General features: G+C 63.8%; 22 protein-coding genes. 6 read left to right on the top strand and 16 right to left on the bottom strand.

What is annotated here, in order from left to right:
- Positions 1-96 precede the first annotated feature (96 nt).
- The 3 genes from glf to MUN81_RS05125 all read right to left on the bottom strand — a co-directional run bounded on the left by glf (position 97) and on the right by MUN81_RS05125 (position 3,336).
- Complete coding sequence (gene glf / locus MUN81_RS05135; RefSeq protein WP_280638265.1) at positions 97-1,275, bottom strand: UDP-galactopyranose mutase; 1,179 nt, start codon at positions 1,273-1,275, stop codon at positions 97-99.
- A gap of 57 nt (positions 1,276-1,332) precedes the next feature.
- A complete protein-coding gene (locus MUN81_RS05130; protein ID WP_245115587.1) occupies positions 1,333-2,628 on the bottom strand; it encodes a glycosyltransferase family 1 protein in 1,296 nt (431 codons plus the stop codon).
- Between the two features lie 174 nt (positions 2,629-2,802).
- Complete coding sequence (locus MUN81_RS05125) at positions 2,803-3,336, bottom strand: GNAT family N-acetyltransferase (RefSeq protein ID WP_245115585.1); 534 nt, start codon at positions 3,334-3,336, stop codon at positions 2,803-2,805.
- Between the two features lie 204 nt (positions 3,337-3,540).
- On the opposite strand from MUN81_RS05125, the gene MUN81_RS05120 reads away from it, so the two are divergent.
- Positions 3,541-4,269 (top strand): MOSC domain-containing protein, encoded by a 729-nt coding sequence (locus MUN81_RS05120; protein WP_245115583.1) that lies wholly within the window; start codon positions 3,541-3,543, stop codon positions 4,267-4,269.
- A gap of 14 nt (positions 4,270-4,283) precedes the next feature.
- Here MUN81_RS05120 and dapF read toward each other — a convergent pair whose 3' ends face one another.
- Both dapF and MUN81_RS05110 read right to left on the bottom strand, forming a co-directional pair.
- Complete coding sequence (gene dapF, locus MUN81_RS05115) at positions 4,284-5,084, bottom strand: diaminopimelate epimerase (protein WP_245115581.1); 801 nt, start codon at positions 5,082-5,084, stop codon at positions 4,284-4,286.
- 81 nt (positions 5,085-5,165) lie between these two features.
- Positions 5,166-7,004 carry a penicillin-binding transpeptidase domain-containing protein gene (locus tag MUN81_RS05110; RefSeq protein WP_245115579.1) on the bottom strand — a complete coding sequence of 613 codons (1,839 nt, stop codon included), beginning with the start codon at positions 7,002-7,004 and terminating at the stop codon, positions 5,166-5,168.
- A gap of 137 nt (positions 7,005-7,141) precedes the next feature.
- Here MUN81_RS05110 and MUN81_RS05105 point away from each other — a divergent pair, with 137 nt between their 5' ends.
- Complete coding sequence (locus MUN81_RS05105) at positions 7,142-8,026, top strand: class I SAM-dependent methyltransferase (protein ID WP_245115577.1); 885 nt, start codon at positions 7,142-7,144, stop codon at positions 8,024-8,026.
- Positions 8,027-8,039: 13 nt separating this feature from the next.
- Here the strand turns inward: MUN81_RS05105 and MUN81_RS05100 are convergent, their stop codons facing one another.
- A complete protein-coding gene (locus MUN81_RS05100; RefSeq protein WP_245115575.1) occupies positions 8,040-8,414 on the bottom strand; it encodes a hypothetical protein in 375 nt (124 codons plus the stop codon).
- Between the two features lies 1 nt (position 8,415).
- Positions 8,416-8,718, bottom strand: a complete 303-nt coding sequence (locus MUN81_RS05095) for a hypothetical protein (protein ID WP_245115573.1) — start codon at positions 8,716-8,718, stop codon at positions 8,416-8,418.
- A 102-nt stretch (positions 8,719-8,820) separates the two neighbouring features.
- On the opposite strand from MUN81_RS05095, the gene MUN81_RS05090 reads away from it, so the two are divergent.
- Entirely contained in the window at positions 8,821-9,777 is a 957-nt protein-coding gene (locus MUN81_RS05090; protein WP_245115571.1) for a phosphatase, read from the top strand.
- Between the two features lie 137 nt (positions 9,778-9,914).
- Positions 9,915-10,979 (top strand): Ldh family oxidoreductase, encoded by a 1,065-nt coding sequence (locus tag MUN81_RS05085; RefSeq protein ID WP_245115569.1) that lies wholly within the window; start codon positions 9,915-9,917, stop codon positions 10,977-10,979.
- Between the two features lie 70 nt (positions 10,980-11,049).
- Here MUN81_RS05085 and MUN81_RS05080 read toward each other — a convergent pair whose 3' ends face one another.
- From MUN81_RS05080 to MUN81_RS05040, 9 genes are all read right to left on the bottom strand, one after another.
- Positions 11,050-12,393 carry an MFS transporter gene (locus tag MUN81_RS05080; RefSeq protein ID WP_245115567.1) on the bottom strand — a complete coding sequence of 448 codons (1,344 nt, stop codon included), beginning with the start codon at positions 12,391-12,393 and terminating at the stop codon, positions 11,050-11,052.
- Between the two features lie 161 nt (positions 12,394-12,554).
- A complete protein-coding gene (locus MUN81_RS05075; protein ID WP_245115565.1) occupies positions 12,555-13,400 on the bottom strand; it encodes a murein L,D-transpeptidase catalytic domain family protein in 846 nt (281 codons plus the stop codon).
- Between the two features lie 149 nt (positions 13,401-13,549).
- Complete coding sequence (locus MUN81_RS05070) at positions 13,550-14,413, bottom strand: murein L,D-transpeptidase catalytic domain family protein (protein WP_245115564.1); 864 nt, start codon at positions 14,411-14,413, stop codon at positions 13,550-13,552.
- Between the two features lie 139 nt (positions 14,414-14,552).
- Positions 14,553-16,856, bottom strand: a complete 2,304-nt coding sequence (locus tag MUN81_RS05065) for a TonB-dependent receptor (protein ID WP_245115562.1) — start codon at positions 16,854-16,856, stop codon at positions 14,553-14,555.
- A gap of 69 nt (positions 16,857-16,925) precedes the next feature.
- Positions 16,926-17,162 carry a hypothetical protein gene (locus tag MUN81_RS05060; protein WP_245115560.1) on the bottom strand — a complete coding sequence of 79 codons (237 nt, stop codon included), beginning with the start codon at positions 17,160-17,162 and terminating at the stop codon, positions 16,926-16,928.
- A gap of 150 nt (positions 17,163-17,312) precedes the next feature.
- Complete coding sequence (locus MUN81_RS05055) at positions 17,313-17,699, bottom strand: hypothetical protein (protein ID WP_245115558.1); 387 nt, start codon at positions 17,697-17,699, stop codon at positions 17,313-17,315.
- A 52-nt stretch (positions 17,700-17,751) separates the two neighbouring features.
- Positions 17,752-18,447, bottom strand: coding sequence for a HupE/UreJ family protein (locus MUN81_RS05050; RefSeq protein WP_245115556.1), 696 nt, complete (start codon positions 18,445-18,447; stop codon positions 17,752-17,754).
- A gap of 1 nt (position 18,448) precedes the next feature.
- A complete protein-coding gene (locus tag MUN81_RS05045; protein ID WP_245115554.1) occupies positions 18,449-19,777 on the bottom strand; it encodes a tetratricopeptide repeat protein in 1,329 nt (442 codons plus the stop codon).
- A gap of 121 nt (positions 19,778-19,898) precedes the next feature.
- Positions 19,899-22,073 (bottom strand): DUF4331 domain-containing protein, encoded by a 2,175-nt coding sequence (locus tag MUN81_RS05040; protein WP_245115552.1) that lies wholly within the window; start codon positions 22,071-22,073, stop codon positions 19,899-19,901.
- Between the two features lie 311 nt (positions 22,074-22,384).
- On the opposite strand from MUN81_RS05040, the gene hscA reads away from it, so the two are divergent.
- The gene (hscA, locus tag MUN81_RS05035) at positions 22,385-24,256 is read left to right on the top strand and encodes a Fe-S protein assembly chaperone HscA (protein WP_245115551.1); all 1,872 of its coding nucleotides are present in this window, start codon (positions 22,385-22,387) and stop codon (positions 24,254-24,256) included.
- Positions 24,257-24,301: 45 nt separating this feature from the next.
- Complete coding sequence (locus MUN81_RS05030; RefSeq protein ID WP_245115549.1) at positions 24,302-25,648, top strand: O-antigen ligase family protein; 1,347 nt, start codon at positions 24,302-24,304, stop codon at positions 25,646-25,648.
- Positions 25,649-25,736 lie beyond the last annotated feature (88 nt).

The raw sequence follows: 25,736 nt of genomic DNA, 5'->3' as shown, positions 1-25,736 counted from the left end.
CAAATTTACGGAACGCTCCGCTAAAACCGTCCCAAAACCAAAAGCCCCGCCAATTTGGCGGGGCTTTTCACGTACCGAACGACGCAGAACGTCATGCTACTCCGGCTGCGGCGAACGGCTGATGAGTTTTTCGACCAGCGCGGTGCTACCCGAAATGGTGGGCAATACCGGCTGGCCGGCTTTTTCCTTTTCCGTCAGCTTCTTGTAAAGCGTCAGGGCCTGGGCCACCACTTGGTCCATGTTGTAGTACTTATAGGTGGCGAGGCGGCCCACAAAATGCACGTTGGGCGTTTCATCGGCCAGCTTCTTGTACTTGTTGTACAGCTCGGCGTTTTCCGGCATCGGAATGGGGTAGTAGGGGTCGCCCTCGGCCTGCGGGTACTCATACACGATGGCCGTTTTGGGGTGGTCCTGGCCGGTGAGGGCTTTGAACTCCGTAATGCGGGTGTAGGGGTGCTCGTTGGGGTAGTTCACCACGGGTGCGGCCAGGTGCTTTTCCTTGTTTAGCGTCTCGTGCTTGAACTCCAACGAGCGGTAGGGCAGCTTGCCGAATTTGTAATCGAAATACTCGTCTACCGGGCCGGTGAAGATGATTTCCTTGTAGGGAATGAAATCGATTACCTCGTGGTAGTCGGTGTTCAGCATCACCTTGATGTTGGGGTGGTCGAGCATTTTCTCGAACATCCGGGTGTAGCCGTGCAGGGGCATGGCCTGGTAGGTGTCGGTGAAGTAGCGGTCGTCGCGGTTGGTGCGGGTGGGCACGCGCGAGGTCACCGACTTGTCGAGCTGCGAGGGGTCGAGGCCCCATTGCTTGTTGGTGTAGTTCTTAAAGAATTTGTTGTACAGCTCGCGGCCAACCTTGCTCACCACCACGTCTTCGCTCGTTTTGATGACGTCGACCTTCTCGGCCATCGACTCGAAGAACTGCTCCACTTCGAAGCTGGTCAAGTTCAGGCCGTAGAGCTTGTTGATGGTATCGAGGTTGATGGGCATGGGCACCATCTGGCCATCTACCGAAGCCAGCACACGGTGCTCGTAGGGGCGCCACTCGGTGAAATTGCCGAGGTAGTCGAACACGTCCTTCGAGTTGGTGTGGAAAATGTGCGGACCGTATTTGTGCACCAGAATGCCGTCCTCGTTGTAATGGTCGTAGGCATTGCCCGCAATGTGGCAACGCTTGTCGATGATGAGGACCTTCTTATTGCTGCGGGTGGCCAGCCGTTCGGCGAGCACGCTGCCGGCAAAACCGGCCCCAACGATGAGGTAATCGAACATGGTGCGTAGGGTATGGAAGTTTGTTTAGAAGGGACTGATTGAATAGAAGTCAGGGGATTAGCTAGCCGACGGCAGCGTCACGTCCGACACTTTGGTTTCGACCCGCGGCGCGCTGGCCGCGGTGGTGGTGGCGGCATCGGGCGTTTTGGCCGCCAAGCGCTGCTGCATGAGGTCCACCATGGCCTGCCAGGTCTGGTCCCACGAGATGGTGGCGAGGTACGCGTCGGTGCGCTGGCGCCAGTCGGCGTCGGTGCGCTGGGTGAGGGCTTTCTCGATGGCCTTGCCGAAATCGGTGGCGTTGTCGGCAATCTGCACCAAGTTTAGGTCACCGTAGGGCCGCACCACGTCGCGAATAGGCGTGCTTACCACGGGGTTGCCGGCGGCCAGGTATTCTGGGGTTTTGGTCGGCGAGATGAACTTGGTGCTTTCGTTATCGGCAAACAAAAGCGTTGCTACATCCCAACCCTTCAAATAGGAAGGCAGTTCCTTATAATCTTTACCGCCGAGGTAATGCACGTTGGGCGTGCGGGGCAACGTGGCGGGGTCAATCTTTACCACTGGCCCGATGATGACAAATTGCCACTCCGGGTGCTGCTGCGACAGAGCGCGCAGCAGTTCAATGTCGAGGCGCTCATCCACCACGCCGAAGAAGCCGATGCGCGGGTGCGCAATGCCGGCCTGGTCGGCGGGCTCGGCCAGCGGGCCGCGGGCCTGGCCGAAGTGGGCCTTGTCGATGCTGCTGGGGAAGGCGTGGGCGTCGGCGTGCTGCTCGCGCTTGGCTTCGTAAAGCGTCTGGCCGCCCGTAAACACGAGGTCGGCCTTCTGGAACAGCTCCAGCTCGCGCTTTTTCAACTCCGGCGGCGCGAACTTGAACGCCGCCAATTCGTCCATGCAATCGTACACGGTGAGCACGGGCTGGAAGTGGCGCGACTTGCCCAACGCCATGGGCGTGTAGTACCAGAAAACGTAATTAGTAAGGCCTTGCTCGTTAAAAAACTGACTTAGAATTTCAAATTGGGCCTGGTCGGCCGCTGCTTCGTCCTGGCGGAGGCGCTGGGGCAAGTGCGCCACCACCACCTTCAATCCGTTTTGCCGCTCTTTTATTTCGATGTGCGGCTCGATGAGGTCATCGGCATGATAAAAGGCATCCTCCACGTAAAACACCCGGCCGTGCTCCGCAAAGCGGGAAAGCAAATGCTGGGGCCGCTGCCACACAAAGTCCCAATGCAAATGCGCAAAGCAAACCAGGTCGGGCAGGGTGTAGGGGGCAGTCGTTTCGGCGGCTGATGCGCTGGGCCGGGCAGCGGTAGTGGAGGCACGCAGGGGCGCTTCCACCGTCGATGAAGGGGGCATGAAGAAGGCAGGAAGATGGGTTTCGCGCCGCTCCGGAATAGCAACAGGATAGAACGGCCGGGGCGCTTGCCACTGTATACGGGACCGCCCGACGGAAGGATATGGCTCAGCTTACCGGGCCAAATATTGCTTAGCCAAGCATATAATCTGCTATATATAAAAGCAGACAGGTTGTTAGGCATTCGTTTCTGCGGCCAGCAGGCACTGCCACTCCACGGCATCTTCCCAGCCGCGGGCGGTGCGCAGCCACCCCCGGCGCGTGCCCACCCGCCGAAACCCCGCCGCGCGAAACAGCCTCATACTGGCCGCGTTACCAGCCCCGACGGTGGCATAAATCTGGTGCAGCCGCAGCACCTCGCGGGCGTACTCCTTGAGCAGTTCGAGGGCTTGCCGGGCGTAGCCGTGGCGCCGCTCGCTGGCCCGAATGGTGATGCCCACGCCGGCCCGCTGGTGCAGCGGGTCGTACTCAAAAAGGTCGACCACGCCCACCGCCGCACCGCTAATTTCAGTAGTAACCACCTGCCGTAACTGCCGCACTACGTATATATCCGTAGTCGCATGGGCAAGGTACTCCCGCAACGCGTGGCGCGAGAGCGGCGCCAGCGTATCCGACACGCCCCAGACGTCGCGGTCATTCTCCAACTCGTAGAGAAAGTCGAGGTCGTCGGGTTCAAGGGCGCGGAGGCGAATGGCGCTGGGGGCCGGCATGTGTGGGAAATGGAATGGCGTAAGCAAGCCCGGTGACAATGGCGCCGGTAGCGGGCGGCGCGCCCGGCGGCACGAATTAACCATAGAACGCTGAAACCACTCAGCCGGGCGCCCTTCCCCTGGCATTCGGCAGCAGGGCTTTGCGGCCGTACTTTGGGAGCGTGTTTTTGCGTTGGCACATCTACCCAACGCTCGCATCGCCGCATGTCCATTCCCTCGCTTTCCCTTCCTCTGGATTCGCTGCTAGTAGGCCGCCCCCGCACCCTGGGCGAACCAAGCGCCGCGAACCCGCTGCAACGCGCCTGGACCACGGCCCTGCTGAAAGCCCCCGTAACCGAACCACACTGGCTGTCGGAGTTGAACATCGACGGCGATGAGCAAGCCGACCTGCAGAACCACGGCGGCCCCGACCAAGCTCTTTGCGTGTACCCGGGCGTGCACTACGCCCACTGGAGTGCGCAGCTGGGCCGGCCCATGGCCGCGGGCAGCTTTGGCGAAAACCTGACCCTGACGGGCCCGTGGACCGAAAAGGACGTTTGCCTCGGCGACGTCTTCCAATTTGGCGACGCCACGGTGCAGATTTCGCAGCCCCGCTCGCCCTGCTGGAAAATTGCCCGCCGCTGGCAGGAACCGCGGCTGTCGCAGTGGCTGCAGGAAACCGGCTTCACCGGCTGGTACATGCGGGTGCTCCGGCCCGGCTACATCCAGCCCGGCAGTAGCCTGGACCTGCTGGAGCGCCCCTGCCCCGAATGGACCGTGGCGCGGGCCAACTCCGCCAAGTACGAGCAGCGCCACGACCGCGCCCTGGTAGCCGAGCTGGCCGCCTGCCCCGCGCTCGGCCAGCGCTGGCTGCGCAAGATGCAGGGCCGCCTGTCCGGCGCCCTGCCACTGAACGATGACGCCAACCGGCTGCAGGGCCCCAACACCGGGTAACTCCCGGCGTCGGCTTAAAGCTGCCCCGAAAACACCTGCACCGCCGGCCCGCTCAGCCACACGTTGCAGAAGCCACCATCGGGCCGCTGCTCAAACGAGACTTCCAACTCGCCGCCCGGCGTGCGCAGGCGCACCGGCGACACCGCGCCGCGCTGCGAGGCCGCCAAGGCCACGGCCGTCACGCCCGTGCCACAGGAAAAAGTTTCGTCTTCTACGCCGCGCTCATAGGTGCGCACGGGCCAGGGCTGGGCGGGGTCGGCGGGCACTTCCACGAAGTTGACGTTGGTGCCGGCGGGGTCATACGCTTGGTCGTAGCGGATGTCGTGGCCAGCGGCAAAAACGTTGAAATCGGCTAGCTTGGGGTGCTCGGCGGGGTCGAGGAACTGGATGTGGTGGGGCGAACCCGTGTGCAGAAACACATCGCCCTCTTCCCCTATCTCGGCTTCCTGCGGGGCGGCCACGTCAATCATGCGGAGGCGCACGGTGCCATCGGGTTCCACGCGGGCGTCGTGGGGGCCGTCCACGGCCAGGAAATGGGCCTGGTCCCGAATCACGCCGATGAACTTGGCAAACGCTACCAGGCAGCGGCCGCCGTTGCCGCACATGGAGCTGGGGCGGCCGTCGGCGTTGAAATACACCATCTCGAAATCGTAGCCCTCTTTTTCGCGCAGCAGCATCAGCCCGTCGGCCCCGATGCCAAAGCGGCGGTGGCACAGATGGGCAATGCGGGCGTGGTCGGTTTCGTCGAACTGGCGGGCGCGGTCGTCGATGATGACGAAGTCGTTGCCGGTGCCCTGGTATTTGTAGAACTGCATGGTGCAAAAATAACGCCCAGTGAAACCTCCTCCCCTGCCCTACCTTGCCAGAAAAGAAAGAATCAGGCGGTGAGGCTTCGTCTACCGGTGCTCCCGCTCATACGCCTGCCCGCGGTACTTCATGCGGCGCTCCCAGTGCTTGCGCTTGGGCGCGATGCTGCCGCGTAGGTGCTTCTCAATGACCAAAGCGGCCACAGGAGCCGCTTCGGTGGCGCCGAAACCGGCATTTTCGAGGTACACGGCGATGGCAATTTTGGGATTGTCGGCGGGGGCGAAGCCAACGAAGGTGGCGTGGTCGTCGCCCTCGTCGTTTTGCACGGTGCCGGTTTTGCCGGCGATGGCAATGCCTACGTCGGCCAGGTTGGAGCTGGCAGCGGTGCCGCCGCGCTGCATCACAGCCAGCATGCCGGGCACGAGGGCTTCGAAGTTGGCGCTGTCGATGAGGGTGTGGTGCTTTTCGGTGAAGCGCGCCAGGGGGCCGTTTTCGCCGATGCTGCGCACAAAATGCGGGGTGTAGTACCAGCCCCGGTTGGCGATGATGGCCATCATGTTGGCCATTTGCAGGCCAGTGAGGTTGATTTCTCCCTGGCCCACGCTGAGCGAGTAGATGGAGCGAAACTTCCAATAACGGGTGCGGCGGGCCTTATCGTAAAAGGCCGGCGTGGGCAGGAAACCGGCCTGTTCGCGGGGCAAATCGACGCCGAGCAGTGTGTCGAGGCCGAAGGACTTGGCGTAGTGTTGCCAGGCAGCCAGGTTGCGGTGGCGGGCGGTGGTGGTGTCGTTCACCAGGCTGTCGGGCACGTGCTCGATGAGCTTGCGCATCACCTGGTAGAAATAGGGATTGCAGCTGTATTGCAGGGCCATGCTGAGGTTGCGGGCCTGCGGGTGGTGATGCACGCAGTTGATGAGCGACTGGTCGCAGCGGAACCCGGTGGTGGGCTTGATGGCGCCCAGCTGCAGGGCCACGGCCGCGTTCACCAGCTTAAATACCGAGCCGGGCGGGTTGGCCAGAATGGCCGAGCGGTTGAGCAGGGGCATGTCTTCGTTTTCGAGCAGCTTGTGGCGGGTGCCGGCGCGGTCGGGCGCGGTGAGGGCGCCGGGCGCGAACGTGGGCGCCGACACGGCCGCCAACACCTCGCCGGTGCGCGGGTCAAGGGCCACGAGGTAGCCCTTGCGGCCCGCCAGCAGCTTTTCGGCGTAGGCCTGCAGGTTGGCATCGAGGGTCAGGTGAATGTCCTGGCCCTGCTGGAAGGCCGTATCGGCGGCCCAGGTGCCATGGGGCTGGTCCAGGGTGTCGAGCAAGGGATGGTAGTAGCCCTGGTGGCCGTTGAGCAGGCCGTTGTAGTAAGATTCGACGCCGCCGTTGCGCAGGCGGTAGAACCGGCCGCGACGGTAGCGCTGCGCCAGGCTCAGAAACGCCTGGGCATTGGCGTAGGCGTAGCCCAGCACGGGCGCCCCGGTGCTGGTGGTGTAGCTGCGCAGGGTGCGCTGCTCCAGCTTCAGCATGGGCCAGTCTTTCTGGTTGTCCTGGATTTTTTTGGCTTCCGCGTTGGTCAGCAGCAGCTTTACGCCGCCTTTGGGACGGGCACCCTCGTAAGGGAGGGCGGCTTCGATGCGGCGCCAGAGCAGGCTGTCGCGCCAGCCGAGCAGGCTGCTGAGCTTGAGCGAATCGAGCGGCGGGCGCGTGGGCAGCGTGAGCAGGTACGCGGGCCGCGTGGCGATGAGCACGGAGTCGTTGCGGTCGAGCACACGCCCGCGCAGCAGCGGCTCCGACGACACGACGCGGCGCGCCGTGAGTGGCCCGAAGGTGGAATCCTGCACGGGCGGCGGCGCCCCCACCTCCTGCCCCGGCGAGGAACAGGCATTCAGCAGCAGCAGGAGCGCCAGAAGAAAAGTTTTCCAGGGTAAAGCTGTTCGCATCCGGTAAAGCTAAGCGATGGGCAGCGGGCGGGGCGGCGGGTTCGATGAATGAGGGCGAAAGCCCTTTGAACGAGAGCCCGGGTGCCGAGAGCCACGCCTTGGCAGCCCGCCCCCGCCCCTACCTTTGCGGCCTGCTTATGTACGACTTCCTCACCACCTCGCCCTGGCCCGACTACGAGCTGATTGATTCCGGCAACTTTCAGAAGCTGGAGCGCTTCGGCAAGCACGTGCTGGCCCGCCCCGAGCCGCAAGCCATCTGGGACCCGCACCTGCCGCTCAAAGAGTGGGAAAAAGCCGATGCCGCCTTCGCCCGCGCCCCCGGTTCTACTGAGAAAGGCCAGTGGCGCCTCAAGCCCAGCATGCCCGAGCAATGGGTAATTGCCTACGAGCGCCCCGATGGCCTGAAGCTGAAGTTCCGCCTCGGCCTCTCGTCGTTCAAGCACGTGGGCCTGTTTCCGGAGCAGGACCCCAACTGGCAGTTCATCTACAACCAGACGCGGAAGCGCAACGCCAAGCTGCCGCGCGTGCTCAACCTGTTTGCCTACACCGGCGCGGCCACGCTGGCCGCCCGCGCCGCCGGGGCCGACGTGACGCACCTCGACTCGGTGAAGCAGGTCAACTTCTGGGCCCGCGACAACATGGACGCCAGCCAGCTCGACGGCGTGCGCTGGCTGGTGGAAGACGCCATGAAGTACGTGCGGCGCGAAGTGAAGCGCGGCAGCAAGTACCAGGGCCTCATCCTCGACCCGCCCGCCTACGGCCGCGGCCCCAACGGCGAGAAGTGGCAGCTCGAAGACGAGCTCAACGAGATGCTCAAGCTCAGCCAGCAGCTGCTCGACCCCGAGGACCATTTCTTCGTGGTGAACCTGTACTCGCTCGGCTTTTCGGCCCTGATTCTCGATAACCTGACTACGGCCATTTTCCCCGGCCCGAAGGCCGTGCGCGAGCTGGGCGAGATTTACCTGCACGACGCCGGGCAGCGCAAGCTGCCGCTGGGCACGTTCTGCCGGTTTGCGACCTGAGAGGCGGGGAGCGTTAGCTGAAACGCACGTCCGGCTTGTTGAGCCACCGCTGGAAAATGAACGCCCCGGCCGCGTAGGCCAGCGCATCGCCAGGGTCGGCCACGGCCATGGCCGACCACCGGGGCAACAACACCTCGAACCACAGCGCCACGGTGACCCAGGCCGCCAGCACCCAGGCGCCGGGCAGCGTGGCGCGCCGGCCGTACAGGGCTTGGTGGGCGGCCAGGGCCAGGCTTAGGATGACGGGCAGGCACAGCACATCGCTCAGGTACGAGGTGAGCCACGCCGGCAACGGCCAGTGCAGCCCGCGCTTGTTCAGTTGGTAGGCCCCGTAGAGGAGCACGCTGCCCACAAACAGGGGATGGCGCAACACGGCCGGCAGCCTCATATCAGCCCGTCAAAACGGTTACCAGCCACACGATAAATCCGAGGATGGCGATAAAAACCAGCTGGCCGCCGCGGGCAATGGTTTTGAAAAAACGTACCGTTCTGCTGTCAGTCGGGTCGATTTCCACCAGCTGAATGCCACCGCGCAGGTGCTCCGTCGCGGCTTGCTGTTGGGCCTCTTGCTGAGCGCGGGGGTCGAGCAATTCTCCGCAGTGCTTGCAGCGGTCGGCGGCCTGCTGCTGCCACGCCGACCATTGCTGACAGGCCGGGCACTTCTTCGTCGATATCAAACTTTCGTCCGCCATAGCCCTTATTTGCGTCGAAAGTTACGTAGGAAGCCCGCGAGTGCTCAGCCACCCCGGCCCAGTCGGTCTTGCGTTTCGCCCTCCTCGCCTCGCCATCACCCAATGCATCATACCACCAGTCACCATCGCCGCCTCGCGCTCATTGACCTGGGCACCAATACCTTCCACCTGCTCATCGTGGAAATCCCCAAAACACCCGGCGAAAAGCCACTGGTCATTCTGCGCACCAAAGCCGGCGTGCGCCTCGGCGAAGGCGGCATCAGCCAGGGCATCATCGCCCCGGCGGCTTACGACCGCGCCCTGCACACGCTGGCCGGCTTCAAGGAAGAAATGGAGCTGCACGAGGTGGAAGAAGTGCGCGCCACGGCCACCAGCGCCATGCGCGTGACCCAAAACGGGCCCGATTTGGTGCGCGACATCTTCGAGCAAACCGGCATTCGCGTCGACGTGATTCCCGGCGAGCGCGAGGCCGAGCTCATCTGCCAGGGCGTGCGCCAGGCGGTCGACCTGGGCACCGAGCCGCACCTGATTATGGACATCGGCGGCGGCTCAGTGGAGTTCATCATCGCCAACCAAACCACCATTTTCTGGAAGCAAAGCTTTGAAATCGGCGCCCAGCGCCTGCTCGACAAGTTTTTTCCGGACCCCAGCGGCGTGTTTCCCGCGGCGGCGGTAGAGGCCGAGCAGCAATACCTCAGCACCGTGCTGGCGCCGCTCGTCGAAGCCCTGCAGCGCTACAAACCCGTGAGCCTGGTGGGCGCCTCCGGCAGCTTCGACAGCTTGGCGGACATGCAGCTGGGCGAGCTGCGCACCGAAAGCCAATTGCCACCCCACACCACCCTGGCCCTGGGCAGCTTCCAGGAAAGCTACCGCCACCTGCTGAGCGGCAACCACGAGCAGCGCCTGGCAATCCCCGGCATCCTGCCCATGCGGGCCGACATGCTGGTGGTGGCCGCCGTGCTGATTGACTACGTGCTGGGCGTTTCGGGCATCACCCGCCTTCAGACTTCTGCCTTTGCGCTCAAGGAAGGCCTTCTGGCCGAAATGCTGGCGGTGTAAACAGCGTGTAAAGCAGAACGTCATGCTGAGCGCAGCCGAAGCATCTCTACCGCACAAGTAATTGAATTGCTTTGCCCGGGAGAGATGCTTCGACTGCGCTCAGCATGACGTTCATTCAAGCCCCTAAGTCCTCCAAAATGCCCATTTTCTCTTACAGCCATCTGTTCACCTTCACCGAAGCCGTTTTCCGCAGCATGGGCTGCCCCGAGGCCGATGCCACGCTGGCCACCGAAACCCTGCTGTCGGCCGATTTGCGCGGCGTGGATTCGCACGGCGTGGCCCGGCTGGTGGGCTACGTGCGCCTCTGGGAGGCCGGCCGTATTAATGCCACGCCGCGGGTGGGCGTAACCTACGAAACGCCCAGCACCGCCGTGGTAGACGGCGACGGCGGCCTGGGCCTGGTGGTGGGCCCCAAAGCCATGCGCGTGGCCATCGAGAAGGCCCAGCAGGTGGGCTCTGGCTGGGTGTCGGTGAAAAATTCCAACCACTTCGGCATCGCCGGCTACCACGCCATGCTGGCCCTGGCCCACGACATGATAGGCGTGGCCATGACCAACGCCTCGCCCTTGGTGGCCCCCACCTACTCGCTCGACCGGCTGCTGGGCACCAACCCCATTGCCGTGGCCGTGCCCGCCGGCGAGCAGCCCGACTTTGTGGCCGACATGGCCACCACCACCGCCGCCAACGGCAAGCTCGAAATTGCCCAGCGCAAAGGCACGCCCCTGCCCGAAGGCTGGGCCCAAACCGCCGATGGCCAGCCCAGCACCGACGCCAACGCTGTGAAAAACGGCGGCGCGCTGCTACCGCTCGGCGGCGCCACCGGCTCGCACAAAGGCTACGCACTGGGCAGCATCGTCGACATCTTTTCGGCCGTGCTGTCGGGCGCCAACTACGGGCCGTGGGTACCGCCGTTCGTGGCCTTCCTGCAGCCCTCGGCCAACCCCGTGGGGCAGGGTCTGGGCCACTTTTTCGGGGCCATGCGCGTCGATGCCTTTCGGCCCGCCGAGGAGTTTAAAGCCCACATGGATAACTGGATTTCCACCTTCCGCAGCGCGCAGGCCGTGGAAGGCAAAAAAGTACTCATCCCTGGCGACCCGGAGCGCGAAACGGCCGCCCATCGTTTGCTGGATGGCATTCCGTTGCTCGATGCGGTGGTGAAGGACCTGGAAGGCGTGGGCGCGAAGTTTGGGGTGAAGCTGTAGGGGCGGGGCTTGCCCCCGCCCGGGCGTCAGCACCTAAACCACGATACCGCTCCACTTAAGGTCCGCGAAGCTAACAGCGGACGGGGGTAAGCTTCGCCCCTACTCTGGCCGGGTTCGATTCGTCGACGCAAAACCAGAAAAAAGCCAACGCTACCGCTGCCACGGCGGCCAGCGCCAGAAAACCCGCGCGGTAGCCGAAGTGCTGCACCAGATACCCCGCCCCCACCGTGCTCAGCGAGGCCCCAATGCCAAGCGCGGTGGCAATGGCGCCCTGCACAAAATTGAACCTCCCGGTGCCCCGCGTGAGGTCGGCAATCATAATCACGCTGATGACGCCGAAAATGCCGCCCGCCAGCCCGTCGAGCACCTGCACGCCCACCAGAAAATAGGCGTTGTTGCTGAGGGTGTAGAGCACGCCGCGCACCGGCAGCACCGCAAACGCTAGCAGAAAAACCGGCTTGCGGCCCGCCTCCGGCGCGCGGCGGCTCACCCAGGCCGCCACCGGAATCATTACCAGCTGCGCTACGATGATGCAGGCCGACATGAACAGCGCCGAGGCTTTCTGATTGCCCAAGGCCAGCTTCTGGCCCACCAGCGGCAGCATGGCCGCGTTGGCAAAGTGAAACAGCACCACCGCAATGGCAAAGCGCAAAATGCGCGGGTTGCCCAGCACCTGCCGGAAACCGGCCGTTTGCTCGCCGTCCTCTGCGGCACCCCCGGTTTCTGACGGAGCGTCAGCCGTTGACTCATTGGCAGCGGACGCCGCTTTCGCTGTTTCCGTGTCGTCAGATTCGGGCTTGTCGGCGCCTTGGCCCCGGGCAAGGTCGTTGTCGATATCGCCGGGTTTGATGCGCAGGGCCGACCAGCTGCCTAGCGCGCACATCAGGGCTACGAGGTAGAAGATGCCTTCGTAGCGCCAGTAGTAGCCGATGAGGCCGGCCAGGACCGCCGCCAGCACGTTGCCGCCGTGGTTCCAGGCTTCGTTGCGGCCGGTTTGCTGGGCAAAGCGGCGGTGCCCCACCAGCCCCAGCGTGATGGCCGCCACCACCGGCGCGTAAATGGTGGTGGCCGCCCCCGTCAGCATCTGGGTGGCATAAATGACGGGCGGCGACACAAACGTGACGGCCGCCACGCAGCTCAGCGCCACCACCGCCGAGGCCACCACCAACAGCCGCCGCTTGTGCACGGAAGTATCGACCAGCGAGCCGGCGGGCGTTTGGAGCAGCACCGCCACCAGCCCGGGCAGCGACATGGCCAGCCCAATGGCACCCGGCTGCCAGTGCCGCACCGACAGCAGGTAGATGGCCAGGTACGGCCCCACGCCGTCGCGCACATCGGCCAGAAACAAGTTTAGCGGAGCCAGCGCACAGATGCTGCGCCGTTTGGTAGACGTGGTGGAAACCGTTGCGGCCATGCAGAGTGGGTGGGCGTAAAAGCGGTGTTGCCCCCTATCATTCAGCGAGCAATCAACTCACCACATACTCCAATGCGCAAGCCATGGTTGAGCTTATGGCCCCAAAAAAAACCCGGCGAAGCAAGCTGCTTCGCCGGGTTTTTTTTACGTGGTTGGCTTTGCTACGACAGGCCGTGGGTGGCAGTGGCCTGCGGCACCAAGGCAGCAATGGCCACTTGCTCGTTCAGGTAACGCGACTCATAGCCGGCGTCGGAGCGGTTGACGAAAAGGCAGGTACCGCCCGTCACGGTTTCGATGATTTGGTCTTTCAGCTCCATGGGCAGCGCGGGGCAGCCGAGGCTGCGGCCCAAGCGGCCGTTTTGCTTGATGAACTCCTCGCTCACGTAGTCGGCGCCGTGCATCACCACGGAGCGCGCTTCGGCGTTGGTGTTAAAGCCTTCGTCCAGGCCTTCCAGCTTCAGGGAGCGGCCGTGCTTGCCCACGTACTCGCCGCTGGTGGCGTAGAAACCGAGGCTGCTCATGTTGCTCTGGTCGGTGTTGGAGAAGTTGGTGGCTTCGTTCTCGCCCGAGTTGTGGCCGTGGGCCACGAGCGTGTGAAACAGGATTTCATTCTTGGCCAGGTCGAGCACCCAGAGGCGCTTCTCGGTGCTGGGCAGGTCGAAGTCGACCACCGTCAGCAGTTGCTTGCTTTCGTCGAGCTTGCCAGCCTGGCGCAGGTTGAGGTAGCCGGTCATCGCCTTGGCAAACGTCTCAAAGCGCAGGCCTTCCTGCTCGGCGCCCAGGGCCGTGTAGGTGGCGTGCAGCTTCTGGTCGAATACCGCCTGGGGCGAGAAAGCCACTGTGGGCAGGCGCAACTCGCTGCGCGCACCCCCGGCCATCGACTTCGTGACGGGCCCAGCCATGGGCGTGGCCAAAAACAAAGAAGCCAGGAACGGCAGTACCCGCCGCGCAATGCGCTGGCGTCGCAATACCTTCCGTTTGCGCTGAACTATGCTGGTCTGGTGCATGATAGGGAAAGAATAGCTGATGGAAAGGCGGCCCTACCGCCCGAAAGACGGCTGAGCCATAACCTTATACGAGAGCTTTGTCCGCTGAGGACGAGTTATCAACGACAATAACCGCCAAATAATTCCAAACCGCTATTTTCCGGGGTTCTCTACAGCCAGCCGCGCCGCAGAAAGCGTCGGCCGGCGGCCGGCCCGTCGAGCCAGCGCGAAGCCAGCCCGGGGCCGCTCACCAGCAGCAGGCTGCCCACCCGCAGCGTGGCAATGATGTCTTTGAACTGCTCGGGCGGCAGGGCCGGGCACCCTCGGCTGTAGCCCAGGTGGCCGTGCTGCTGCACATATTTCGGGCTGGCGTAGTCGGCGGCGTGCAGCACCACGTACCGGTCGTAGGCATTGGCGTTCTGGCCTTTGTCAAGGCCTTCGATGCGGCGCGAGTAGCCGTGGATGCCGTCGTAGGTGTCGGCCGTGCGGTAGAAGCCCAGCGAGGTACAAGCTGACTTTTCTTCGTTGGAAAAGCGACGGGCGCGCAGGTGGCCCGAGCCTTCGCCGTGGGCCACGAGGCTGCGGTGCAGCACCTGGGCATTTTTAAGGTCGATGACCCAGAGACGCTCCACGGTATTGGGCAGGTCCATGTCGGCCACGGCCAACAGGCCGGCGCGCTCGATGCGGCCGGTGGGGTGCAGCGTGAGGTAGCCCACGCAGGCCTGCTCCAGCACCTCCGGGCGAAGCTCGGCGGCGCGGGGGCCGAGGGCGGCGTGCAACTGCCGAATAGCCTGGCGCAGGGTATCGGGCACGTTGGGCAGAGCCGCCGGGGGCGTTAGGACCAGAGAATCGGGCACGGGTTTGGTGGCGGTTGCAGCAACGGTGTCGCCAGTTGCCCGGGTGCCGGCGGCTGGTGCGGCGGAGGGCACGGCCTTGGATGCGCTGGGCATCGCGCTGCGGGCTTCGTCGGCGCGCACCTGGCAGCCAGCCAGCGCCCACAGCGCCATGGTGCCCACCGCTAAGGCACTTCTCAACTTCTTTTTCGCCACCATTCGCAACACAGCCAAGCTAAATTATGCCTTGAAAGTACAGCCTCGAAACCCTTGCGGCAACGCCAGGATGCTTTTCCGACAAATTTTGCTCGACGGCGGGATGAGGCTCGTCCCTACCTGGCTAGAAGAATACGCTGGCATTCAGCTTGGCGTAGAAATGCGTGCCGGGAGTGAAATGGAGTTCGTCCACTCCCTCGGCCGGCTCACCGGGCAGGCGGCTTTGGGTGGCAAACTGGGCCTGGTTCCACCGCACGTTGAGCAGGTTTTCGGCGGTGGCACCGAATTGGAAGCGGGCGGTGGTGTAGCTCAGCACAGCATCGAAGAGAAAATAGCCGCGCGCCCGAATGCTGCCGTCGTCGTTGGCCGGGCGCGAGTCGATGTGGCGGTAGCGCAGGCTGCCGCTCAGGCCACGGGGCGCTTTGTAGGTGAGCCCGCCGGTGCTGGTGAACGTGGGCGCCAGCGGAATGTAGTTGGCGCCGGCTTCGGCCTCCAGCTGGCGGCCATGGTTGTAGTTGAAGTCGCCGTCCAGGAACAGCCGGCGGCTGAGCTGGTAGCGCAGGGCCAGGTCGAAGCCGTAGCGCTGGGTGGGGCCGGTGCTTTCGGTAATGCCTTCGTCGCCCACGTACACCAGCTCGTCCTGCAGGTGCAGGCTCCAGAGGGCCGCATTCACCACCAGACTGGGCAGGGGCTTGAAGGTGCTGCCCAGTTCGTAGCCCAGGGCGCGGGGCAGCACGTTGGCCGTGGCGTCGCGAATGACGCCGCGGGCGTCATTGGAATGAAAGCCCAGACCCGAGCGGGCAAACAGCTGCACCGCCGGCGTGAGCTGGTAGTACAGGTTCAGCTTGGGCGACACGCGGGCGTGGCTCACGCGGCCCCGCAGCGGCTCCAGCTCCCCGGTGGCATCGTTGGCCAACTGCCCGCGGAAGTCGAAGGTGAAGAAGTCGGCCCGCAGAGCGGCGTTCACCGTGAGGCGGTCGGTGAGGGCGAGGGTTTCGTCGAGGTAGACGTTGAGGTTTTGCTCGAAGAGGCGGCCAGCCGTGGTGGTGGCGGTAATCTGGCGCTGGGTGGCCCGAAACAGGCCCAGGGTGGAGAAGTCGTTGCGGGTGCCCACGCCCAGCGTGCTGTGCAGCGGGCGGGCACCCAGCTGGTCGTCGCGGTCGTAGGTAGCGGTGTAGCCGAGCAGGTGCCGGTCGTCGGTCTGCTCGATTTCGTCGCCGTTCATCGGGTCGTTCAGGAAGAAGGTGAAGTTGGAAAACAGGCTGAAATCGTACTTCGAGTAATACGCCTGCTGGCGCAGCACGGCGTCGTGCGGCAGGGCCGTGGTCAGCACCACCGAGGCGTTGGTGCGGCTGGTGCGGCCGCCCTCGCTGGGGTCGATGCTGCCGTAGCGCGAAATGCGGCCGTCGTTCACGGCGCGCTCCGGAATCTGCCCACTGGCGTCCCAATTGGACGTAAAATGCGAGCCCAGCAGCGTGAGCGAAGTGCGCTCCGATAGCTGACCGGTATACTTGGCCAGGCCGTTAAAGCGCTTGAAGTGCTGCGGGGCGTCGAAATACGAATTGGTGAAGTTGTATTCGGCCGCCACGTAGGCACTTTCGGTCCGCTTGCTGAACAGGTGGTGGCCGGTGCCCAGCAGGTCCAGCATCACCAGAGCGCGGCGCGTGGCAAACTGGCCCACTTCCAGCTTCGCCTGGCTGCGCTCCAGCCGGGTTTTGGTGCTGAACTCGCCCGCCCCCGCCGTGGCAAAATCACCGAAGCGGGCCGTATAGGGCCCTTTGTACACTTTCAGCTGCTCCACCGTTTCGGGTATCACGAAGTGGAAATCGGCGTAGCCCTGGCCGTGGGCGTGGCTCACCATGTTCACGGGCAGCCCGTCGATGCTCACGGCGAAATCGGTGCCGTGGTCGCAGTCGAAGCCGCGCAGGAAAATCTGCTCGGCTTTGCCCCCGCCCGCGTGCTGGGCAATGAACAAGCCCGGCACCAGCCGCAGCAGGTCCTGGGCCGAGTTAAGCGGCCGCAGCACCTGGTCGATGTGCGAGATGGCGGCCAGGCTCTGGTTGGGGTCGCGGGGCTGGCTCACGGTCACCTCCGCGAGGTTGAGCGTGGTGGCGGCCACGCGCAGGCTAAGGCGCTGGGTTTCGCCGGCGGCCAGCGTCACGGGCAGGGCCTGGGCGCGGTAGCCCAGGGCGCCCACACGCAGCACGTAGCTGCCGACGGGCAGCCCGCCCAGCCGAAAATTGCCGAGGGCATCGGTGGCCGTGCCGCCGGGCTGGCCCTGCAGCCCCACGCTCACGCCCGCCAACGGCAGGCCGGAAAGAGAATCGGCCACGGTGCCGCGCAGCGTAGCAGGGCCCTGGGCCGCGGCTGGCGCCCACAGGCATATCCCGCTGAGCAAAGCGAATAGAATCGTAATAAGTCGTTTCATCAAGTGAAGAAGCAAGGGATGGAGGAAGCCGAAAAAGCGGCCTCGCCGCAGCGAAGCCGCCCGCTCAGACTAGAAATTGGCCTTGCTCATGCAATTGGCGCGGCACTGCACCTGGTGCTGGGTGCGCTGCCGGCCCAGGTGGCCGCGCGACTGATGGCGCATGCCGCCGGCTTCGCCTGGCAGCGCCTGTCGGGCGCTAAGGCCCAAGGGGTTGGCGGCAAGTCGGCCTGCGGCCGGCAGTTGCACACAGGAAGCATTGCCCGTGGCAGCCGCCACGGGTTGGAGGGAATTGGCCCGGAAAATCATGGTAGTGAAGAATTGAACGCAGCGGGGCGCGGTGGCCCGGCAAGCCGCGTCGGTTATTGGATAAGATGGCGCAGCACGGCTGCCCGTTGGCAGCGTGCGCGGTGGCCCCGTTTGGCTTCGAACCGAATACCAAATAGGTAGAAGCCCACCTTATCCCCGACGGGGCGGCAATTCAATTTCTCCCCGAAACCCCACCAACACGGCCGCCTCGCGGGTGGCACACCGCGGCCGGGCAAACGCCGCAACCGGCCGGGCAAACGCTACCCGCACCGCCGACAGGCAGTGCGTATCGAGCCCCTTAAAAGAACTGAGCAGCTGTTGTAGGGGCGGCCGCTCACCGGCCTTCTTCACGTTGTATTGCACGCCGTTGCAATCGTCGAAACAGCCTACGCGCAAGGTGTGCTTTAGCTGGCAATCCCGGCTGTGCACGTAGGCAAACGGCCGGGTAATGGGCCGCGCCGGACGCTCCACGAGGCCGGCCCCAACTACCAGCAGGTAATTGAGCAGCAACAGCAGCGTGAGGTATTGGCGAAGCATATAGGCAGTTACGGAAACAAGACGGCTGAAGGGTTAGCCGTCGATATTTTTTTCAGGAAAAGAACACGCGCTCTACAGTCCAGTAGGCCGCCACCAGGCCGATGACCACCGACACCGGCACCACCACCCGCTGCTTGTACCAGGTTTTGTGAGCCGCCCAGCGGCCCACCAGCGCCCAGCACAGCAGAATAACGGCCACCTGCCCGGCCTCCACGCCCACGTTGAAGGAAATCAGTGAGCCGAAATAGTCCTTCGGCGGCAACCCCAGGCCGGTGAGGGCGCTGGCGAAGCCCATGCCGTGCACCAGCCCAAAACCAAACACCACCGCCACACGCCAGGGGTTGAGGCGGTCGGTGATGATGTTTTCGATGGCCACGAACAGGATGGACAGCGCGATAATGGGCTCGATGACGGCGGGTAGCGGCTGAATGAGCCCGTACATGGCCAAGCCCAGCGTGATGGAGTGCGCCACCGTGAAGGCCGTGGCTTGCAGCAGCACCGGCTTGAGCCGCGGCTCCAAGATGTAGAGGCTAATGATGAACAGAATGTGGTCGAACCCCAGCGGAATGATGTGCGTGAAGCCCAGCTGCAGATAGGTCCAGAAAATCTCGGTGCGCGAGAGCTTGCTCAGGTCCGTGTTGAGCACGTGCGCGGCGGCCGGCAGCGCCAGCAGCACCAGCGCAGGCAGCAGCAGCGCGGCGCGGCGCGCCCACTTTCTGCCCCAAAACGGTCCGGCGGTTAGGCTCATATCAGCGGGCAGCCAGCAGCTTTTTGCCCTCGGCCGCAATTTCGGGGTTGAGGTAAGGCGCGGTTTTCAGGGAGCTTTCGAGCAGGGCCTGGCCTTCGGCGGTTTTGCCCAGCTTGGTGAGGATGAGTCCGGCGCGGCCCAGCAGCACGGGGTTCTTGGAGCCCGTGCGGCGGGCCACCTGCATGTATTTCTGCGCCTCGGCGTACTGCCCGCGCTTGTAGAGCACCCAGGCCATGGTTTCGTTCACATCGATGTTATCTGGCCGGCGGGCGTACTCAATCTTGGCGTGCTCCAGGGCCTTGTCCAACTCGTTGGTTTTGAGGTAGGCGTAGGCCAGCTCGCGGTCGGCGTAGTGGCCCATCTGCTCGTTGTCGTCGGCCTCCTGAGCGGCGCTGGCCAGCATCGCAATCGATTCTTCGGCCATTTTCTTTGCCTCATCAGGCTGGCCGTTCAGGCGGTACAGGTCCGTCAGCTCGTCGGCAAAAGCGTAGTCTTTCACCAAGCCCCGCGCCTGCTGGTAGTACTTGATGGCCGCCGGATAGTCGTGCCGCGCCGCCGCAATGCGGCCCATGCCCGCCAGGGCGTAGGCATAGCCCGGGCGCGCCGCCAGTGCCATGAGGTAGTAGCCGCGGGCCCGGGCCGTGTCGCCGCTTATCTCGTGGAGGTGGCCCAGGGCCACGCGGGTCCATTCGGTTTGCTCCAGGCCGATGTAGCCGGCTTTCACGGCCATGTCCATGGCTTGAATGGCGCCGGGCACGTCGCCGTAAATCTCGCGCAGGTAGCTCACGCGGGCATACGCCGGCAGGTCGGGCCGCAGCTCGTTCATCTTGTCGGCCATTTTGATGGCTTCGTCGTAGTGGCCCATCTCCACATTGGCGTCGGTCAGCAGGCCGTACACGAAGCCGCTGTTGGGGTTCAGCTGTCGGGCTTGCTCGGCAATGCCCAGGCCCTGGGCAAAGTGGTGCTGCGTGAGGCTGAGCGAGGCTTTGCAGCACAGTGCCTCAAAGTTGTCGGGCTCGGCCTGCAGCACTTCTTCGAGCAGCGCCATGGCCGCGCCGTCGTAGTATGGGTGGTCGCCGGTCACGCGGGCTTCCTGCATGTAGGCCTGGGCGAGCAGTAGGCGGCTTTTGTGGTCGTTGGGGTTTTGGCGCAGCTTGGCCAGCAGGCCCTCGATGGCGGCTTTGGTGTTCAGCCACTCGCCACCGGCGGCCAGGTCGCCGTGCCGCTCTTTCAGCTCGGGCGTACGCACAGCAGGTTTCTTAAACACGAAGATGGCGAGGGCCAAAAGCCCAAACACCACCAGCAAACTTGGGTATAGATACTTTTTCACAAGCGCAGAAAATCAATTGGCAACAAGGTAAGGCCGCAAAAACCCTAACCGAAAAAGAGCCGCCGCCAGCCCATTACGGGGCCTAACGGCGGCTCTTTATTCAGCGGTCAAAGAACTCCGATTATTGGCGCTCGATGCGCACCGACTGCACTACCGTGCTGCCGTTATAGAGAGTGGCAATGTACTGGCCGGGGGCCACGTCGCGGCCCGGCGTCCAGGTCAGTTCGTTCACGCCTTGGGCAAATGCTTTGTCCTTGGCTACGGTGGCCACGCGGCGGCCGGTAGCGTCGCTAATCACGAGGCTCAAGGTGCCGCGGGTGGGCAGCTCGAAGTGCAGCGTAGTGCGGTCCACGAAGGGGTTCGGGAAAGCTTGGGCCACGGTCAAGTTAGGCGAAAGGCCGAGGCTGGCCGAGCGCTGGGCCAAGGCCACTCGCTGCGCGGTGGTGCCGCTCCACGGCGTCTGAACGTAGGGGAAGGAGATGCGGAACGTGGTGTCGTTGGCGCTGACGCCGGCGTTGAAGCCAAGCACGCGGCCCAGCTGGGCGGTCACGGGGTTCGTCGACGAAGGCGTGTAGTCGTCGTACCACAGGCCAATGGCGGCCAGTACCACGCCACCAACGGCTTTCAACTCAATACGGGTCACGTCATCCTCCAGACGGCGGCCATTGGGGAAGCCGTCCATGTTCGGGATGGCTTGCAGCGCATTGCTGGCATTGTACCGGCTATCGGTGAGCCCAAGTACAGCGGCGGCCAACAGGCCGTCGGAACTGAAATCAGCCGAGTTACGAGCGGTAGGCTGCACGGCCATGTTCAAGCGCAACATGTCGCCGCCGGGGTTGTTGGCCGAGGCCCCCACCAGCAGGAAGTTGTTGATGAAAGGCTTGCCAGCAGCCAGCGGGTTGCCGGCTTTGCCAGTTGCCAATTGGTAGGGAATGGCGTTCGGCACACCAGTGTGGAAGATGGGCAGGATATCAACCGAGCGGGGCTTGCCAGGGCGCAGCAGGTACTCGCCGTAGCCGCCGCTGGCCAATGGGGCCAGGGCCGTGCCGGCCACCAGAGGCGTGCCGGCCAGGGCGCTCACACCGGCCGCGCCGTTGCGGAAGTCAAAACCAGCGAAAGACGAACCGCCCAGCAGGGCCTGGCCAGCCAGCGACTTCGATTGGATGCGCAGCGGGCCCAGGCCGGGCACGGCTTCGCCGTAATAGGTCTGGCCAGCGGGCTTAGGAGCGGCCGGAGCCACGGGCACGTTGTCGGCCATGTACAAACCCAGTTCGGGGTTCGACAGGTAATCGTCGGTGGCGGCCACCTCGGCGTAGGGCGAGCCCGCGTTCCAGGCATCTTTGGCCCCAATGGGGTTAATAACTTCGTTCAGCAGCGGCATGCCGATGCGCGACACCTGCACGTAATTGCCCGAAGTAGTGGGCGCGGCCCCCGTGGCCGACAGCACGCGAGTGGAAGGACGGCTGGCCGAGGCCCACACGCCAATGATGTAGTTAGAATCGAGAATGTTGGTGGTGCCGGTCAGAGCCGGGGCGCTGGCCTTCTTCAGCAACGACACCGGAATCTGCATGGCGATGGCGTGGGTGTTTTTGCGGGCCAGGCCGTCGCGGGCTGAGCCGGGAGCACGGATACCGCCCAGGTCGAAAATGCCGCCCAAGTCGGCGAAGAACGGGTCATCGGTGGGACCGCAGAATATTTTGGTACCATCGGCGAGCGTCTGGATGGCGTTAGTCATCAGCGTGGCGTAGGTGGTGTTCAAACCGGCCGCGCTGGTAATGGAACGCGGCCCTACATTGGGCGGCGGCACAATGCCATTGCTTACGATGGTGCTGAATGCCCCACCACCCGTGCTTTTTTCGCAGATGTAGGTGGTTTTCAGGTTCTGCTGTCCCAACCGGATGTTAAAGAACGTGGTCGGGTCCTGGTTGGTGCGGGTGAAGGTGAAACGGTACGTAATGTCGTCGCCGGCATTGCCGGCCGTGCCGTTCTTGATGTGGATTTCGTAGCGCACGTTTTCGCCAAACGTGTTGTAGTTGGGACCGCCCTGGGGCAGTTCCAGCGGAATATAGTTGGCGATGATGGTAACAGCGGCATTCGCATCGTTGCCCGGAAATTCGGGGCTACGGAAGGCGTAGAGGTCGGTGTTATCGGCCAGCGGGTCGTCGGCGATGAGCGGGGCTTCGCGGTGGCTCGAGGCCTCCAGCGTGTTGTGTTGGCCACTCCAGGCCAACATCCCTCCCACCGAAGTTGCGAGCAGAGCAACGTGGAACAGGGGACGAGTAAGCAGGTTTTTCATGTAAAAAGCTTGAAAGGAAAAGGTGAAAAAATAGGCAATGCGGAGCCTGAACACCTGCCACCGTAACGGCCGGATATTTCGGATTCCCAAATGTTTACAGCATTTGTCCTTTCCTTACGAGCCCTACAATGGTTTTGGTTTGAAATAATATCAAAATCTTCGAATAAAATTCAGGCATTGTAAATAGCCGGCCGCTCCCGGTTGCATCATTTCCAGCCCGGGCCTGTTTAGGGGCTACTTTTGTATTGGCGCCAGCCGGCGTTATTTTTTTATTTCCTCCGGGCCCGCGCCACCGCGGGCCCCTCCTTTATATGGCTACAGTCGCTATCAACCTTGCCACCGGCAGCCTCCAGCAAGAAGAAATCATCGTGGGCATCGACCTGGGCACCACCAACAGCCTGGTGGCCTACGTGCACCCCGAAACCCGCCAGCCCGTGGCCATCAACGACCTCGGCCGCGGCAGCATCGTGCCCTCGGTGGTGCACTTCCCCACCGACGGCGCCGAGCCCGTGGTGGGCACCGAAGCTCGCGAGTTCCTGCTCACCGACCCGCAGCGCACCATTTACTCGGTGAAGCGCCTGCTGGGCAAAAGCTACCGCGACCTCGGCGAGCACGCCCAGCAGCTGGGCTACAAGGTCATCGACGACAATTCCGAGGGCTTGGTGAAAATTCGGGTCGACGACCGGTTCTACTCGCCCATCGAGTTGTCAGCCGACATCCTGCGCGAGCTGCGCGCCCGCGCCGAGCACGCCCTCAAAACGCCCGTGAACCGGGCCGTCATCACCGTGCCGGCCTACTTCAACGACTCGCAGCGCCAGGCCACGCGCGACGCCGGCCGCCTGGCGGGCCTCGAAGTGCTGCGCATCGTGAACGAGCCCACGGCCGCCGCCTTGGCCTACGGCATCGGCCTCGACCCCGACGAAGAGAAGACGGTGGCCGTGTACGACCTCGGCGGTGGCACTTTCGACATCAGCATCCTGCGCATTCAGCAGGGCATTTTTGAGGTGCTGAGCACCAACGGCGACACCTACCTGGGCGGCGACGACCTCGACCGCGCCGTGGTGGACCACTGGACCCGCACCTTCGGCCTGCCCACGTCTTTCCACACCAATCCGCACCTGCAGCAGCAATTGCGCCTGGCGGCCGAAATGGCCAAGAAATACCTCAGCCAGCACGATGACTTCACCACCCACCTCACCGACGAGGCCGGCCAGAATACCACCGTCACGCTCACCCGCGCGCAGTTCAACGACCTCATTCGTCCGCTGGTGGACCGCACCATTGCGGCCTGCCGCCAAGCTCTGGCCGATGCCAAGCTCGAAACCAAGCTCGACGCCGTGCTGCTGGTGGGCGGCTCCACCCGCGTGCCGCTGGTGTACGAGGCGGTGTCGGAGTTCTTCGGCCAGCCCGCCAACAACTCGCTGAACCCCGATGAAGTGGTGGCCCTCGGCGCCGCCATTCAGGCCGACATTCTGGCGGGCAACCGGCGCGACGTGCTGCTGCTTGACGTGACCCCGCTCACGCTGGGCATCGAAACGCTGGGCGGCCTGCTCGACCCCATCATCCCGCGCAACTCCAAGATTCCGACCAAAGCCGGTCGCCAATACACCACCAGCGTCGACGGCCAGGTGAATCTGAAAATTGCCGTGTACCAAGGCGAGCGCGACCTCGTGAGCCAGAACCGCAAGCTGGGCGAGTTCGTGCTGACGGGTATTCCGGCCATGCCGGCGGGCCTGCCCAAAGTCGACGTGAACTTTCTGCTCAACGCCGACGGCATCCTGAAAGTAGAAGCCATCGAGCTGCGCTCGAACACGCGCCAGCAGGTTGAAATCAAGCCCCAATACGGCCTCACCGACGAGCAGGTGGAACAAATGCTGATGGACTCGCTGATGAACGCCAAGGAGGACGTGGCCACCCGCCTGCTCATTGAAGCCCGCACGGCCGCCGAGCAGCTGCTGTACCAGGTCGACAACTTCACCCGCAAAAACCGCCAGCACCTCACCGAAGAAGAACTGACGGCCACCGCCGCGCAGGTAGCCACCGTGCGCACGGCCCTGGCCGGCACTGAGCGCGACCCCATCCTGAAGGCCATGGACGAGCTCGACGAGCTGACGCGCCCTTACGCCGAGCGCGTGATGAACATTTCCATTCAGCAGGCCATGGCGGGCAAGAAAATCGGCTAGCCCCGGCGCCTCGTTGCGCCCCGGTGGTGCACTACCTTTTTCCGCATGGATTCTTCGCGTTTTCGCTCGCTGCTGCTGGGGCTGTTCTACGTTTCGCTGGCCAGCCTGCCGCTTTCGGTCGACTGGTTTTCGGCGCGCTGGCACTTCGGGCTGATGGTGGCTTCGGAACCCCTCATGGCCCTCACGGTGGGCGTGCTGGGGCTGGGGCTGCTGGCGGGCTGGGTGGCGTGGCCGCGCACGACGCGCCGCCTCGATAAGCTTATCGGCCTGCACTTCGGCGCGCTGTTTTTGTCCAGCGTCTTTTCCAGTTCGCCGCTGGTGTCGGCCAAGTATTTTGCGGCCGTGCTGCTCTACGCCATGTTTGGCTATGGCGTACAGCGCGTGCTGCGGCTGGAACGCACGGAGTGGTTTCGGGCGCTGGGGGCGCTGGCGCTGGGCACGGCCGCGTTGGCCGCCTACACGTTGGCGCACCACGCCACCATCGGCATTTCCTACACGGTGTCGTATTTCATCGCCCAGCCGTTCCTAGAGCACGGCCACACCAACCTCACAGTGCTGCTCGAGCCCCTGGTGCTGCTCCTGAACATGGTGCTGCTGTTTCACCCGCGGGCCCAAAGCCAGCGGGGGCGCTTTTCCCTCACCGCCGCACTGGCCTGCGTGCTCATGGTGGTGGCGTTTTCGTATTCGCGGGCTTCTTACATCTCCCTGCTGGCGCAGGCGCTGCTGCTGCTGGCCTTTTCGGGGCGCGAGGCGGGCATCCGGCTGTTGCTGCCCTGGGCCGTGGCGGGCGGGCTGGTGCTTGGCGCGTGGCAGGTTATCAACATTGTGCACCCGCACCCGCCCACGCGCACCAAAACCGATTTGCTGCACGAGTTGGGTTCAGTAAGCGACTTCTCCTCGACCAACGAGTCGAACGCCGAGCGCATGAGCCGCTGGGTTTACAGCCTCACGCTGTTTCAGCAGGAGCCCGTGGTGGGCGTTGGCCCAGGCACGTTTCCCGACCGCTACCTCGACTTCGTGCGCCACGACCCCGCCCACCCCAACTACACCCCCACCCTGCGCCGCATGAACGCGCACAACCTCTACCTCGACTGGCTGGCCGAGTCGGGCGCGCTGGGCTTTCTCAGCGGCGTGCTGCTGCTGGGCTACCTCATACTGCGACAGCTGCGGTGGGTGTTTCGCTGGCAGCAAACGCCGGCCCAAGTGGGCTTCACGGTGTACACCGTGTTTTTTCTGCTGCATTCCTTCACGCAGGATTTTTGGCAGGAGCCCCGCGTGATTGTGCTGTTCTGGCTGGCGGTGGGCCTGCAGCGCTATTATGGCCGGGCGGCCATGCTGGCCAGTACGAAACCCGCAACCGCACCGGTACCATCTCACACTCCATCCGTTTAGCTTACGGATTCGGCATAAACGAGCACAAAAAAAGTTTTGTGCCAGCGCTGTAGTTCTATAAGGCCCATCCTTGAACAGGTGCCAACGT

Source organism: Hymenobacter sp. 5317J-9 (genome assembly GCF_022921075.1).
GTDB lineage: Bacteria > Bacteroidota > Bacteroidia > Cytophagales > Hymenobacteraceae > Hymenobacter.
The sequence above is the reverse complement of the archived record's forward strand: the minus strand, read 5'-3'. Positions and strand labels throughout refer to the sequence as shown.

What these genes read in the sequence shown, in the direction of transcription:
- glf (WP_280638265.1), bottom strand. Translation starts at nt 1,275, where the DNA reads ATGTTCGATTACCTCATCGTTGGGGCCGGTTTTGCCGGCAGCGTGCTC.
- MUN81_RS05130 (WP_245115587.1), bottom strand. Translation starts at nt 2,628, where the DNA reads ATGCCCCCTTCATCGACGGTGGAAGCGCCCCTGCGTGCCTCCACTACC.
- MUN81_RS05125 (WP_245115585.1), bottom strand. Translation starts at nt 3,336, where the DNA reads ATGCCGGCCCCCAGCGCCATTCGCCTCCGCGCCCTTGAACCCGACGAC.
- MUN81_RS05120 (WP_245115583.1), top strand. Translation starts at nt 3,541, where the DNA reads ATGTCCATTCCCTCGCTTTCCCTTCCTCTGGATTCGCTGCTAGTAGGC.
- dapF (WP_245115581.1), bottom strand. Translation starts at nt 5,084, where the DNA reads ATGCAGTTCTACAAATACCAGGGCACCGGCAACGACTTCGTCATCATC.
- MUN81_RS05110 (WP_245115579.1), bottom strand. Translation starts at nt 7,004, where the DNA reads ATGCGAACAGCTTTACCCTGGAAAACTTTTCTTCTGGCGCTCCTGCTG.
- MUN81_RS05105 (WP_245115577.1), top strand. Translation starts at nt 7,142, where the DNA reads ATGTACGACTTCCTCACCACCTCGCCCTGGCCCGACTACGAGCTGATT.
- MUN81_RS05100 (WP_245115575.1), bottom strand. Translation starts at nt 8,414, where the DNA reads ATGAGGCTGCCGGCCGTGTTGCGCCATCCCCTGTTTGTGGGCAGCGTG.
- MUN81_RS05095 (WP_245115573.1), bottom strand. Translation starts at nt 8,718, where the DNA reads ATGGCGGACGAAAGTTTGATATCGACGAAGAAGTGCCCGGCCTGTCAG.
- MUN81_RS05090 (WP_245115571.1), top strand. Translation starts at nt 8,821, where the DNA reads ATGCATCATACCACCAGTCACCATCGCCGCCTCGCGCTCATTGACCTG.
- MUN81_RS05085 (WP_245115569.1), top strand. Translation starts at nt 9,915, where the DNA reads ATGCCCATTTTCTCTTACAGCCATCTGTTCACCTTCACCGAAGCCGTT.
- MUN81_RS05080 (WP_245115567.1), bottom strand. Translation starts at nt 12,393, where the DNA reads ATGGCCGCAACGGTTTCCACCACGTCTACCAAACGGCGCAGCATCTGT.
- MUN81_RS05075 (WP_245115565.1), bottom strand. Translation starts at nt 13,400, where the DNA reads ATGCACCAGACCAGCATAGTTCAGCGCAAACGGAAGGTATTGCGACGC.
- MUN81_RS05065 (WP_245115562.1), bottom strand. Translation starts at nt 16,856, where the DNA reads ATGAAACGACTTATTACGATTCTATTCGCTTTGCTCAGCGGGATATGC.
- MUN81_RS05060 (WP_245115560.1), bottom strand. Translation starts at nt 17,162, where the DNA reads ATGATTTTCCGGGCCAATTCCCTCCAACCCGTGGCGGCTGCCACGGGC.
- MUN81_RS05055 (WP_245115558.1), bottom strand. Translation starts at nt 17,699, where the DNA reads ATGCTTCGCCAATACCTCACGCTGCTGTTGCTGCTCAATTACCTGCTG.
- MUN81_RS05050 (WP_245115556.1), bottom strand. Translation starts at nt 18,447, where the DNA reads ATGAGCCTAACCGCCGGACCGTTTTGGGGCAGAAAGTGGGCGCGCCGC.
- MUN81_RS05040 (WP_245115552.1), bottom strand. Translation starts at nt 22,073, where the DNA reads ATGAAAAACCTGCTTACTCGTCCCCTGTTCCACGTTGCTCTGCTCGCA.
- hscA (WP_245115551.1), top strand. Translation starts at nt 22,385, where the DNA reads ATGGCTACAGTCGCTATCAACCTTGCCACCGGCAGCCTCCAGCAAGAA.
- MUN81_RS05030 (WP_245115549.1), top strand. Translation starts at nt 24,302, where the DNA reads ATGGATTCTTCGCGTTTTCGCTCGCTGCTGCTGGGGCTGTTCTACGTT.